Raw genomic sequence first — 12,911 nt, 5'->3', positions numbered from 1 at the left:
TAATGGTCTGATGGCTGGAGTTTACTCCAACACGAGCCAAACATACAAGTGATGCCGTGAAAATCACGGATCATCACCTACATGGTCTAGATTGGGAGAGGGCGGCTATTGATCTTAACGAAGCGAATAGCTGATCCGGCGCACCACTTCAACGCGTGAACCAACTGCCAAGGGGCTGTTGCTTTCAAGCTTGATGATTTTGCCGTCAAGTTCGATATGGTTTCGATAACCGGTGATTTCGCTGACATTTTCTTCCAGCATCACGGTTGTTACGGTGCAGGATTCCTGCTGTTTATAGCCAACAATGCGACTGTTTTTCTGGTTTTTCGCACGTTCGCGGCCAAGAATGGCACCAGCAACAGTTCCGGCGGCGCCAGCCCCATCATTGTCGGAAAATTTATTACCGACCGCCGATCCGATCAGGCCACCAATAATCATTGACCCAAGTTCGGAGTTGCCCTCGCTCTCGGCGTAAATCGGCACATCTTCGGTGCGGCAATTGCGCTGATCTGTTGGCGTTTTGCGAATATAGGTTGATGTTAGGGTGATGGTGTCTACCACTGTGCCAACAACCGTTTCAATGCGCGTTTCTGCAACGGCGCTGCCAATCATCAGTGATCCAGACATGATTACGGCAGCAACTGGGGCGAGAATGCGGCAAAGCGGCGTATTCATTGTCATTCGGGTCATGTTACACCTTTAGGTTTTGGTTTGTTACATCTGACATCTGCGGCGTTATCCGGCCACGCGGCGAAGCGATAAGCGCAAACAACTTTGTATCGTTAATTTTAGCATTGTTACTATCTGCGGTGAATATGGCAATTCTATGATATTTTGCATGATTTTTTAAATATTTTCGATCATGGGTCAAACCGGTAAATCGGTATAAAATGTTCCGAAATTAAAATTTGTACCCTGGCCGCGTTGCACCAGATCATCCAAGACCCTACATTGAGATCAGCGCCTTTTGGGCATGCCTGATTATGGGCGATATCAATGGAGACAAATTCCTATGGAAATCATTGCCGGAACCGACCCTTTTGCCCTTTTTCAAAATTGGTTTGATGAGGCGGTAAAAACCGAAATCAATGATCCCGATGCGATTGCATTGGCCTCGGTTGATGCCAGCGGCATGCCGTCGGTGCGGATGGTCTTGTTGCGGCGCTGGTCGCCTGAGGGGTTTTTGTTTTTCACCAATTATGAAAGCCGAAAGTCGGATGAATTGCTGGCCACGGGCAAAGCGGCTTTTTGCATGCATTGGAAAAGCCAGCGTCGTCAGGTGCGGGTTGTCGGCGATATCACTAAGGCAACAGCCGCGCAATCCGATGAATATTTTCACAGCCGCGGACGCGGAAGCCAGATCGGTGCTTGGGCATCAGCGCAATCACGCCTGCTTGCCAGCCGCGCCGCGCTCGAAGCCGAGGTTAAAGCCGTTGAAACACAATTTCCTGCCGCTGTTGAGCGCCCGCCGCATTGGGGTGGGTTCTGTTTAAAGCCGCAGGAAATCGAATTTTGGCATGATGGTGAACACCGGCTGCATGACCGGTTCCGGTTCCTGTTACAGGCTGATGGTGGCTGGGATATTCAACGGCTGAATCCATAGATCGGCGATCATAATTCGGGCTTGGAATTGCCGTCAGATTTGCGTTTTTGTCTGTTTGCGGCATGCATCGCCCGATTTTGTCAAAATACAGTCGTTTGCTAGACGCTTTTTGCCAAATTTTCTTCGTAACATAACGCCGTCATGCGATATGCCCCTTACTGGTGATATCGCGGGTTAGCTTTATTTTGGCGGGAGACTTGGCATGAAGTCGCATGCGCGTGTTGTTGTAATTGGCGGTGGCGTCGTTGGTGTTAGCACTTTGTATCATCTGGCAAAGAAGGGCTGGAGTGATGTGGTGCTTGTCGAGCGTAAGGAGCTAACCTCGGGTTCGACATGGCATGCGGCAGGTCTGTTGCCATTATTCAACATGTCCTATTCGGTTGGACAAATTCACAAATATTCAGTGAAATTTTATCAAGAATTGCAAGAAGAGACCGGCATGGATGTCGGGTTCCGCAATGTGTCCAATATCCGGCTTGCCAGCAATCAAGACCGGATGGATGAGTTTCGGCAATATGCCGGTGTTGCCAGCACAATTGGCGTGCAGGTTGATTTCCTAACACCTGAGCAAGTTCTGGATTATTGGCCAATGGCGAATATCGAGGGGCTTGTTGGTGCTATTCGTCACCCGCAAGATGGCTATATCCAGCCAGCCGATTTAACCCAAGCGCTGGCACGCGGTGCGCGTGACCGTGGCGCGGAAATCTATCGCAATACCGCGGTGACGGCGATCACCCGCAGCGATGATGGTCTTTGGGTTGTGTCCACCGACAAGGGCGATATCACCTGTGATCACGTGGTCAGCGCAACCGGCAATTTTGCGCGGAAAACCGGCGAAATGGTTGGGCTGAATATTCCGGTCATTCCGGTTGAGCATCAATATATCGTAACTGAAGCGCATCCTGATATTCAGGCGCGTCACCGTGATGGCAAGCCCGAAATGGGCGTTCTTCGAGATTCCGAAGGACAATGGTATATGCGTGAAGAGGCCGGAGGTTTGATCCTAGGCCCCTATGAAAAGGGCGCGCCGGTTTGTTATTTGGATGGACCAAGTGATGATTCCGAATATGAATTATTCCAAGAAGATTTAGAACGGCTTGAGCCGCATATCGAGTCAGCAATGAACCGTGTTCCTGCCTTTGGCGAGTCAGGAGTAAAACGTGTTTATAATGGCGCGATTGCCTATACGCCTGATGGCAACCCGATTGTTGGACCGGCATGGGATCTGCCAAATTTCTGGCTGAATGAAGGCCATAGTTTTGGCATTACCGCGGCTGGCGGTGCCGGATGGCAGCTTGCTGAATGGATTGTCGAAGGCGAGCCAACAATTGATATGTTGGGGGTCGATCCGCGGCGTTATGGCAGCTATGCAACAAAATCCTATCTGAAGGTCAAAAACGAAGAAGCCTATGCCAATGTTTTTGTCACGCATTTCCCCGATGAAGAACGCACCGAAGCCCGCCCGCTTCGCACCGCGCCTTGTTATGATCGGTTAAAAGCGCTTGGTGCGGTTTTTGGACAGAAATTCGGTTGGGAACGAGCTAATTGGTTTGCCCCTGAGGGCGTGCCGCAAGAAGATCATTGGTCTTTCCGCCGGTCAAATTATTTTGCGCATATCGGCAATGAAGTTCGCAACGTTGCTGAAAATGCCGGATTGCTTGATATGTCTGCCTTTGCCAAAGCGCGGATTTCAGGGCCCGGTGCCGAGGCGTACTTAGATCACCTTGTTGCCAATAAATTACCGAAAAAACAGGGGCGGGTGGCATTATGCCATGCCTTGACCGAACGTGGCGGCGTGCATTCCGAATTCACAATTCAGCGGGAAAGCGCAACGAGTTTTTATCTTGTTTCAGCAGGGGCGGGGCAACGCCTTGACCATGACTGGATCAAAAAACATATGCCGACTGATGGCTCGGTGCGGATGGACAATCTAACCAATTCAATTGGTGTTCTGGTTTTGGCAGGGCCAAAATCACGCGATATTCTTGGCAAAATCACCCGCGCCGATCTGTCAAATGCGGCCTTCCCTTGGCTGTCTGGACAGATGATTGATGTAAATTTGGCACCGGCAATGGCCATTCGGGTGAATTTTGTTGGTGAGCTTGGCTGGGAATTGCATCACCCGATTGAATATCAAAACCATATTTTTGATGCGTTGATGGCGGCGGGTGCTGAATTTGGGCTAAAGCCATTTGGCATTCGGGCAATGGATGCAATGCGGCTGGAAAAATCATATCGTCTGGTTGGCACTGAACTATCAATCGAATATGCGGCATTGGAAAGTGGTTTGCACCGGTTTGTGCATCTGAATAAGGGCGATTTCAAAGGCCAGCGTCAATTGGCCGAATGGCAAGAACGCGGCTTTGTCAATGCCATGGTAACGCTTGAGGTGCATGACACAACCGATGCTGATGCCATTGGCGGCAATCCGATCATGACCGAAGATGGAACGGTGATTGGCCGCGCCACAAGCGGTGGTTATGGGTTCCGGCTTGAAAAATCGCTGGCATTGGCAATGGTTCGTCCAGATTTGGCGACACCTGGCACCAAATTGATGATTGATATTCTGGATCAGCGATTGCCAGTGACCGTTCTTGAGGATTCGCCATTTGATCCTGACAATGCCCGCCTTCGCGCCTAGCCGCCGAATTGACTGTTTATGAGGATTTGTTAAATGACTGACACAAACACATCAGATCGCCGGAACCGCCGTGGTGGCGGACGCGATGCGCGCCGCAGCGCAAGGTCTTCAGGCAATCAGCAGGCCGCCGCACCATTCATTGTTCGCAAGATAGCCCCGGTTGATATCCTAAGCGATGAAGGCGCCGAGATTATTGAAAATAACGCCGAAACGATTCTTGAGGAAATTGGCATTGATTTTCGTGATGATCCCGAAGCCTTAAGCATTTTGCGTGATGTTGGTTGCGATGTTCAAGGCGAGCGTGTGCATTTCCCGCGTGGTCTTGCCCGCCAGCTTTGTTCGACCGCGCCATCTGGCTATACCCAGCACGCCCGCAATGCCGAACGTTCAGTTGAAATTGGTGGGATGAATACGGTTTTTGCGCCGGTCTATGGCCCGCCCTTTGTGCGTGACCTTGATAATGAACGCCGCTATGCAACGATGGAAGATTTCCGCAATCTGGTAAAGCTGGCCTATATGCATCCGGGCCTGCATCATTCGGGCGGCACGATCTGCGAGCCAGTTGATTTGCCAGTGACCAAACGTCATCTCGAAATGGTCTATGCGCATCAGCGTTTTTCCGACAAGCCCTATATGGGGTCAGTGACCGCGCCAAGCCGAGCGCAAGACACAATTGATATGTCGAAGATCCTGTTTGGCGATGAATTTGTTGCCAATAACACGGTGGTAACAAGCCTGATCAATGCCAATTCGCCAATGACATGGGATGACACCATGCTTGGGGCATTGAAAGTCTATGCCCGCAACAATCAGGCAACGGTTATTTCGCCCTTTATCCTTGCCGGTGCGATGTCGCCAGTATCGGTTGCCGGTACCTTGGCACAAACGCTTGCCGAAGCGATGAGCGGCATTGCCTTTGCGCAGGCGGTCAAGCCGGGAGCGCCGGTCATTTTTGGTAGTTTTGCAAGTTCGATGTCGATGCAGACAGGCGCGCCGACCTTTGGCACGCCCGAACCGGCAAAGGTGCTTTATGGCTGTGCCAAGCTGGCGCGTCGTTTAGGCGTACCGTTCCGGTCGGGTGGATCATTGACTGGTTCCAAAACGGCTGATGCGCAGGCAGCTTATGAATCGACGCATACGATTCTGCCAACAATCATGGGCGGCACGAATTTTGTGCTTCATGCGGCTGGCTGGATGGAAGGCGGTTTGGTTGCCGATTACGCCAAATTGCTGCTTGATGCCGATCAATTGACGATGATGCCAAAACTGGTCAATGGCATTGATCTGTCGGAAAATGGTCAGGCTATGGACGCACTTCGTGAAACGGGCCCCGGTCAGCATTTTCTGGGGTCAGCGCATACGCAGGCCAATTTTGAAGATGCGTTTTGGCGGTCACAAATGGCCGATAACACAACATATGAGCAATGGTCATCTGAAGGCAGTGTTGAGAGCAGCGCCCGCGCGCGTAAACGCGCTGGTGAGATGCTGGCAGCCTATGACGCGCCAGCAATCGATCCGGCGATTGACGAAGCCTTGCGTGCCTTTATCGACAAGCGCATGGAAGAATTGCCCGATACTGATTATTAAAATCTTCTTGTTGAATTTTTTGGAGCGTTCATGCGGCCGGTAAACGCATGAAGCTTGGGTTTGCGGTCACTGATGTGACCGCAGCCTAGGCAATATATTGATAGCCATATTCCAAAGCAGCATCAGCAAGCCAGCGTTGAACATAAGGGGCAAAGCTGGTGCGGCAAATCAGAATAAAGGCATCATCTGCTACAGCCATCAATGTTACCGCAGAGAGTGCCAGCAAGCTTTGCGCCGATTGGCCAGCGGCGAATTGCTTTGGATGCAAATCAAGCCCGCAACCTTTGGCTAGAACAGAACGAATCGCAGGCCCGCGAAGCGATAGCGCACAGAGGCTGTCACTTACATCGGTGATGGCGAAATGCGATGATGTGGTCATGCTATTCAGGCTGTCTTGCAGCTCTTGTTCTTTGCCAGCCTCGCATAATAACAGATATTCATCGGGGCCAAGCCATACCACATGGCGGTCGCCTGCCGATTGAAACCGGTTGGCCTTTGGCGGAAATATGCAGCCGGTGACCGCCTTTACCGCTTTGGCAAGGCCGTTTTGGCCACGCAGATTCAGTTTGCCAAGATGCGCCATCTCACCAAAAAAAAGCCCAATCGCACCACCATCGGGGTTGGCGCTTGTGCTGCTAGCAATGCCAGCAAGGGCGGTCTGGCCAGAAAAATCCGGTCTGCTGCTTGATAAATTAGCCATTGATGCGCACTCCCTTTGGATCAAAAAATGCCGTATCGACAATTTCAGCCTTCAAAACTGAACCATCAAGCATGGGGAAGAAAACCGTTTGCCCCTTCAGCGCATGGCCGCCTTTTAACATGGCCATCGCAATCGAGCGTCCACAATTTGGTGAAAAATAGGATGAAGTGACCTGTCCAAGCATCTTCATTGGTAAAGGCTGGTTCGGATCAAGAACCGCATGCGCACCCTCAGGGATTACTGTTGACGGGTCGCTGCACAGCAATCCAACAAGCTGTTTGCGATCATCATATTCCATCGTGTGACGCGCCAGCGCCCGTTTGCCAATGAAATCGGTTTTGGTTTTCGAGACAATCCAATCCATGCCAAGATCATGCGGCGTTACCGATCCATCGGTTTCCTGTCCGACAATGATAAAACCCTTTTCGGCGCGAAGAACATGCATTGCCTCAGTACCATAAGGGGTGATGCCATGCGCTTTGCCGGCGGCCATCAAGCGGGTCCATAATGCCAACCCATGACGCGCCGCCACGTTGATTTCGTATGACAACTCGCCAGTAAATGAAATGCGGAAAATGCGCGCTGCCAGCCCGCCAATATGCCCGTCCTTCATCGACATGAACGGAAATTCGGCTGGGGACAGGTCAAAATCAATACCGGCATCTTGCAAAATCTTGCCAGCATTCGGCCCTGATAATGTGGCAACCGCCCATTGTTCGGTTACCGATGTCAGATAAACCTCAAGATCAGGCCATTCGGTTTGCAGCCATTCTTCCATCCAATCCAGAACCCCAGCGGCACCGCCAGTGGTTGTGGTCATGTGAAAATGATTTTCGCCAATGCGGGTGGTCACGCCATCATCCATGACCATGCCATCATCTTTCAGCATCAAGCCATAGCGGCATTTGCCAATGCCAAGCTTGCGCCAAGCATTGGTATAAAGGCGGTTCAGAAATTCGGCCGCATCCCGCCCACGAATGTCAATTTTGCCAAGCGTTGAGGCGTCAAGCAGTCCGGCTGTTGTCCGCGCTGCCTTGACTTCACGATTGACCGCTTGTTGCATGGTTTCGCCATCTTGCGGATAATACCAAGCGCGCATCCATTGCCCGACATGTTCAAAAGTCGCACCATGCGCACGATGCCAATCATCCATGCGGGTCAGGCGAACCGGATCAAAAAGATCGCCAATATCGCGGCCAGCGATGGCACCAATATTTGACGGGGTATAGGGCATCCGGAAAGTGGTTGTGCCAACGGCAGGAATTTCATTGCCAAGCGCATCGGCAAGAATGGCCAAGGCATTAATATTGGATGTTTTGCCCTGATCGGTTCCCATGCCAGTGGTGGTGTAGCGTTTGAGATGCTCAACCGACTGATAGCCCTCGCGCGCCGCAAGCGACACATCACTTGCGGTGACATCATTCTGGAAATCGACAAAGGCTTTTGGCCCACGTCCGGCAACATGACCATTTGGAATTTTCCATGCGGCAAGCGGACGCCAGCTTTGTTTATGGCTTTGCACATCAGGCGTATCAAGCGCGGTTGTCTTATGGCCGGTTGCTGTTGCGGCTTTGGTGCCAGCGCGAACCGCCTCTCTCAAACCAGCAGCAAGGTCAAAGCTGCCATTACATGCGCCGATGTTAAAGCTTGGCTCATGTGTTGCCGATGGGCGGAAACATAATTTCGCATCATCCCATTGTAATTTGCCGCGGGCTTGTGAATGAAGATGAACCGCAGGCGACAAGCCGCCCGACATGGCAATCAGGTCACAATCACGATGATCAATATCGCCCGTGATTTCGGTAACAGCATCATTGACCGGCGCAATCTCAACCCGTGCAACGCGGTGATTGCCATAGGCGGCAATGACGGCATGGCCTTGCAGAATTTCGATGCCAGCATCACGAACCGCACGTATCAACGGGCCGGTTGCGTTTTCCCGAAGATCGGTGACCACAACAAGTGCGCCAGCATGATGAAGATCAAGCGCGGTGCGATAGGCGTCATCGTTATTGCAAACAACGATGGTGCGTTTTCCCGGACAAACACCATAGCGGTTGATATAGGTGCGAACCGCACCGGCAAGCATCACACCTGGCAGGTCATTGCCCGCAAAAACCAATGGCCGTTCATGGGCACCTTGCGCGATGATCACTTGTTTTGCGCGGATTTTCCACAAACGTTGGCGTGGCAGATGCGCTGGGCGTGATGGCAGATGGTCGGTTACGCGCTCATTTAAGGTCAGGTAGTTGTAATCCAGATAGCCAAAAACCGTGGTTCGGGGAAGCAAGGTGACATTCGGCATGTCGGCTAATTCGGCAACAATATCACTGATCCAATTGAACGCCGGCACATCGCCAATCATGATATCGGCTTCACCAAGCAACCAGCCGCCAAATTCGTTCTGCTCATCAGCCAGGATCACGCGGGCTCCACTTTTTACCGCTTGTAGCGCCGCCATCAGGCCGGTTGCGCCACCGCCAGCAACAAGAATATCGCAATGTGCATGGGTTTTTTCATAGCGGTCAGGGTCATTATGATCATCGGCAACCTTGCCAAGACCGGCAGCGTGCCGAATGACATGCTCGTAGCGCATCCACATTGATGCTGGCCACATAAAGGTCTTGTAATAAAACCCTGCTGGGAAAAACCGGTCGAGAACCGAATTGATGGCGCCAATGTCAAATTTCAGGGACGGGGTGCGATTCTGGCTTTCAGCATAAAGACCCTCAAAAATCTCAATCTGAGTGGCGCGTAAATTGGGTTCGGCATAAGCGCCTTTGCCAAGCCGGATCAGCGCGTTCGGTTCTTCGGAACCCGCTGCCATGATGCCGCGCGGCCGGTGATATTTGAATGAACGACCAACAAGGTGAACATTATTGGCAAGCAATGCTGATGCCAGCGTGTCACCAGCAAAGCCACGATAGCTGCGGCCGTCAAAGGTGAAATTGACAGGCGCGTTTTGGTCGATTCTTGTGACCGCGCGCTGGGCTTTGTTTTGCGGGCCGCCGGATGCGGCGGAACGTGATACCATTATTTTGATCCTCCGGCTTTGCTATCTGATGGCGTGGCGGCTTTTTCGGCCGCTGTGTCGCGCCGCCAGCTTGTTTTATAGGTGGTTTTTGCGGTGGTTTTTACCGGCAGGCTTCCCATCGGGTAAATTTCAACAATCTCATTGCTTACCGTATCGCGTGCCACATTAAACCAGCGCCGGCATCCGGCGCTATGTCGCCATCGTTCAAGAAACAGACCTTTTGGATTGTCGCGCATGAACAGATAATCGGCAAAATCGGCATCCGAAATTTTATTTTCGGCGAGGGGGCGCGCAATATGGGCTTCGCCGCCACAGGCAAATTCAACTTCGTCACGCGGGCCACAAAATGGGCAAGTGATGATCAACATAATACTCTCCTTGAACCCGTCTTAATGCGCCACGCCAGCGGCGCCATGTTCATCAATCAGCAGGCCGGTACGGAACCGATCCAAACTGTAGGGCGCGGCAATTTTATTGGGCCGGTCATTGGCGATAAGATCGGCAAAAACATGCCCTGATCCCGGTGTTGCTTTAAAGCCGCCAGTCCCCCAACCACAATCAAAATACAGGCCTTCAATATCGGTTTTGGAAATGATTGGCGACGCATCGGGACAGGTATCAACAATGCCGCCCCAATGGCGAAGCATCCGCAAGCGCGATAATACCGGAAACAGTTCAACTGCGGCGGCAAGCATATGTTCGGGCACTGGAAATGAACCCCGTTGCGCGTAGGAATTATATTTATCGACACCGGCACCAAGAACCATCTCACCCTTGTCAGACTGGCTGATATACATATGAACCGCATTCGACATGATCACCGTATCAAGGATCGGTTTGATCGGTTCCGACACCAGTGCCTGTAATGGGCGGCTGGCAATTGGCAAACGGATACCGGCCATCGCCGCAACGACGCTTGAATGACCGGCCACAACGCAACCGATTTTTTTGGTTTTGATGAAACCGCGGCTGGTTTCAACGCCAATGATCTTGCGGCCTTGGCGGCGCAATCCGGTGACTTCACATTTCTGGATGATATCGACCCCTAAATCATCGGCCGCGCGCGCATAGCCCCAGGCCACCGCATCATGGCGTGCTGTGCCTCCGCGCTGCTGCAAAAAGCCGCCCATAACCGGATAGCGGATTGACTGATCGATATTGATTGTTGGGACGAATTTTTTGATTTCTGCGGGGCCAAGAATTTCTGAGTCAATGCCGTTTAGCCGGATCGCATGAACGCGCCGTGACATTTCGCGTAATTCATGTTCGCTATGTGCAATGGTCAAAACGCCGCGCTGGCTGAACATGACGTTGAAATTCAAATCCTGCGACATGCCTTCCCACAGCTTCATCGAATGTTCGTAAATGGCGGCAAATTCGTCCCAAAGATAATTTGACCGGATGATGGTGGTGTTACGGCCGGTATTGCCGCCGCCAATCCAGCCTTTTTCAATCACCGCAATATTGGTCAGGCCATGAACCGCTGCGAGATAATAAGCCGTGGCAAGCCCATGCCCGCCGCCGCCGATAATCACCGCGTCATATTCGGCCTTTGGTTCGGGGTCGCGCCATGCGCGTTGCCAGTCCTGATGATAATTCATCGCCTTTTTGGCAAGCGCAAATGCCGAATAGCGCGGGGCGCCGCCCGGCAATCCGCGTTGACCGCGATCTGGATGATTTTGTGCCATCTAACCCACCCTTCAAACTCTGTAAAAGCCATCGTAGCGATAGCGCAAATACCGCAACCGGTTTTGCCGTGACATGCTGCGCATTCGCCGAAAAATCCCTAGCCTATCAACGACATTGGGTATGTTCTAATCGACATGACAAGATCGGTTTTAGGCTGTTAATGCGCCGAATGTCAATTGGGGCATTATGCCGCCAGATGCCGCCGTGATTTGCGCGGTATCAGCCATGCGCATTACTTGACCTTGGGGGCTGAATTGCGGCACTGTTAGCAACATGATTTCCGGTTCGAAATAAATTTTTAGATCGGGTTATTTTGTATAGATATGACAGGTTAGGACAATCATCATGGCGGTGATAAATTCGATTGCAGATCGTGAACAGGATATGAAGGCGTGGCGGCATTTGCTGCATCAGCATCCTGAAACAAGCTATGAAGAAGTTTGGACGTCCGATTTTATCGCCGCAAAACTGCAATCATTTGGCATCGAGACTCATCGCGGCATGGGGAAAACCGGCGTTGTCGGGGTTTTGCGCGGCATTGGCAACGGCACGTCGGCAATCGGATTGCGGGCTGATATGGACGCGCTGCCAATGCAGGAAATGAACGAATTTGCCCATGCGTCCAAAACACCCGGGCGGATGCATGCTTGTGGGCATGACGGGCATAGCACGATGCTTCTCGGCGCGGCGCAATATCTTGCGGAAACGCGTAATTTTGATGGCACTGTCTATTTCATCTTTCAGCCAGCCGAAGAAGGCGGCAATGGCGGCGAAGCGATGATCAAGGATGGGCTGTTTGATCAGTTTGACATGAAAACCGTTTGGGGGATGCATAATTGGCCTGGCATGGATGTTGGCAAAATTGGCGTTCATAGCGGTGCCTGTATGGCAGCGGCAGATTTTTTTGAAATGCGCATCGCTGGATCTGGGGGGCATGCGGCAATTCCTGATCTTGCCATTGATCCGATTCCGTGTGGAGCGGCGATTGTGCAATCATTGCAATCCATCGTTTCACGTCGTGTTCCTGCACTTGAGCCGGCGGTTGTCTCGGTGACGATTTTTGAGTCGGGAAGTGCCTTTAATGTTATTCCGGGTTCAGCGCGGCTTGGCGGTACAGCGCGGTCATTTTCGCCTGATGTTCGCAAGTTTCTTGAAGAATCAATCTATGAAATCGCGATTGCAACAGCCAAAGCTTATGATTGCGAGATTGAAATTGATTGGCAGTCAGGCTATCCGCCAACGGTCAATCATGCCGAAGAATCGGCGCGTGCTGCTGCGGTTGCTGCTAATGTCCTTGGTGCAGATAATATCATCACCGATCTGCAGCCATCAATGGGGGCTGAAGATTTTGCCTATATGCTTGCCGAAAAGCCCGGATCCTATATCTGGCTTGGGGCAGGGCCTGCCAAGAATGGAGCGATGCTGCATAATGATCGTTATGATTTTAACGATGATATTCTTGCCACCGGTGCCAGCTATTGGGCGCGGCTGGTTGAAAGCGAATTGCCGAAATAATCCTTTAATTTATCTTTTGCCAGCGGGTGTTGCGGGGTTATCCGCCCAATATCCTATCGATTTTGCCCGATATTCTAGCGATTTTAAAAGGTGAAAAATCTTGACTTTGGCATAGGTCTAAATTAGAACAAAACATGAACAA

At 51.7% G+C, this 12,911-nt stretch carries 9 protein-coding genes; 4 read left to right on the top strand and 5 right to left on the bottom strand.

The window, feature by feature from the left end; genetic code table 11:
• Positions 1–114: 114 nt before the first annotated feature.
• Positions 115–690 (bottom strand): hypothetical protein, encoded by a 576-nt coding sequence (locus tag ABXT40_RS08640; protein WP_443645216.1) that lies wholly within the window; start codon positions 688–690, stop codon positions 115–117.
• A 322-nt stretch (positions 691–1,012) separates the two neighbouring features.
• Here ABXT40_RS08640 and pdxH point away from each other — a divergent pair, with 322 nt between their 5' ends.
• The 3 genes from pdxH (at position 1,013) to ABXT40_RS08625 (ending at position 5,831) form a co-directional block, all read left to right on the top strand.
• On the top strand, positions 1,013–1,603 hold the full coding sequence (gene pdxH, locus ABXT40_RS08635; RefSeq protein WP_443645215.1) for a pyridoxamine 5'-phosphate oxidase: 591 nt from the start codon (positions 1,013–1,015) through the stop codon (positions 1,601–1,603).
• Positions 1,604–1,805: 202 nt separating this feature from the next.
• A complete protein-coding gene (locus tag ABXT40_RS08630) occupies positions 1,806–4,244 on the top strand; it encodes a GcvT family protein (RefSeq protein ID WP_443645214.1) in 2,439 nt (812 codons plus the stop codon).
• Positions 4,245–4,277: 33 nt separating this feature from the next.
• Positions 4,278–5,831, top strand: coding sequence for a trimethylamine methyltransferase family protein (locus tag ABXT40_RS08625; RefSeq protein WP_443645213.1), 1,554 nt, complete (start codon positions 4,278–4,280; stop codon positions 5,829–5,831).
• Positions 5,832–5,916: 85 nt separating this feature from the next.
• On the opposite strand, the gene ABXT40_RS08620 is transcribed toward ABXT40_RS08625, so the two are convergent.
• From ABXT40_RS08620 to ABXT40_RS08605, 4 genes are read right to left on the bottom strand one after another with little or no spacing between them, the layout of a single operon-like run.
• A complete protein-coding gene (locus ABXT40_RS08620) occupies positions 5,917–6,531 on the bottom strand; it encodes a sarcosine oxidase subunit gamma (protein ID WP_443645212.1) in 615 nt (204 codons plus the stop codon).
• Complete coding sequence (locus ABXT40_RS08615) at positions 6,524–9,565, bottom strand: sarcosine oxidase subunit alpha family protein (RefSeq protein WP_443645211.1); 3,042 nt, start codon at positions 9,563–9,565, stop codon at positions 6,524–6,526. The genes ABXT40_RS08620 and ABXT40_RS08615 overlap by 8 nt, the downstream gene beginning before the upstream one ends.
• Positions 9,565–9,933 carry a sarcosine oxidase subunit delta gene (locus ABXT40_RS08610; protein ID WP_443645210.1) on the bottom strand — a complete coding sequence of 123 codons (369 nt, stop codon included), beginning with the start codon at positions 9,931–9,933 and terminating at the stop codon, positions 9,565–9,567. The genes ABXT40_RS08615 and ABXT40_RS08610 overlap by 1 nt, the downstream gene beginning before the upstream one ends.
• A gap of 21 nt (positions 9,934–9,954) precedes the next feature.
• Positions 9,955–11,253 (bottom strand): sarcosine oxidase subunit beta family protein, encoded by a 1,299-nt coding sequence (locus ABXT40_RS08605; protein ID WP_443645209.1) that lies wholly within the window; start codon positions 11,251–11,253, stop codon positions 9,955–9,957.
• A 346-nt stretch (positions 11,254–11,599) separates the two neighbouring features.
• Here ABXT40_RS08605 and ABXT40_RS08600 point away from each other — a divergent pair, with 346 nt between their 5' ends.
• Positions 11,600–12,769 carry a M20 aminoacylase family protein gene (locus tag ABXT40_RS08600; protein WP_443645208.1) on the top strand — a complete coding sequence of 390 codons (1,170 nt, stop codon included), beginning with the start codon at positions 11,600–11,602 and terminating at the stop codon, positions 12,767–12,769.
• The last annotated feature ends 142 nt before the right edge of the window (positions 12,770–12,911 follow it).

Source organism: Candidatus Ponderosibacter sp. Uisw_141_02 (assembly GCF_048087665.1).
Taxonomy (GTDB): domain Bacteria; phylum Pseudomonadota; class Alphaproteobacteria; order Puniceispirillales; family Puniceispirillaceae; genus UBA3439.
This window is presented reverse-complemented; position numbering and strand designations above follow the sequence as displayed.

Bases quoted from the DNA above. Each gene is read 5' to 3' on its own strand.
- ABXT40_RS08625 (WP_443645213.1), top strand. From the start codon at position 4,278: ATGACTGACACAAACACATCAGATCGCCGGAACCGCCGTGGTGGCGGA.
- ABXT40_RS08610 (WP_443645210.1), bottom strand. From the start codon at position 9,933: ATGTTGATCATCACTTGCCCATTTTGTGGCCCGCGTGACGAAGTTGAA.
- pdxH (WP_443645215.1), top strand. From the start codon at position 1,013: ATGGAAATCATTGCCGGAACCGACCCTTTTGCCCTTTTTCAAAATTGG.
- ABXT40_RS08630 (WP_443645214.1), top strand. From the start codon at position 1,806: ATGAAGTCGCATGCGCGTGTTGTTGTAATTGGCGGTGGCGTCGTTGGT.
- ABXT40_RS08600 (WP_443645208.1), top strand. From the start codon at position 11,600: ATGGCGGTGATAAATTCGATTGCAGATCGTGAACAGGATATGAAGGCG.
- ABXT40_RS08620 (WP_443645212.1), bottom strand. From the start codon at position 6,531: ATGGCTAATTTATCAAGCAGCAGACCGGATTTTTCTGGCCAGACCGCC.
- ABXT40_RS08640 (WP_443645216.1), bottom strand. From the start codon at position 690: ATGACCCGAATGACAATGAATACGCCGCTTTGCCGCATTCTCGCCCCA.
- ABXT40_RS08605 (WP_443645209.1), bottom strand. From the start codon at position 11,253: ATGGCACAAAATCATCCAGATCGCGGTCAACGCGGATTGCCGGGCGGC.
- ABXT40_RS08615 (WP_443645211.1), bottom strand. From the start codon at position 9,565: ATGGTATCACGTTCCGCCGCATCCGGCGGCCCGCAAAACAAAGCCCAG.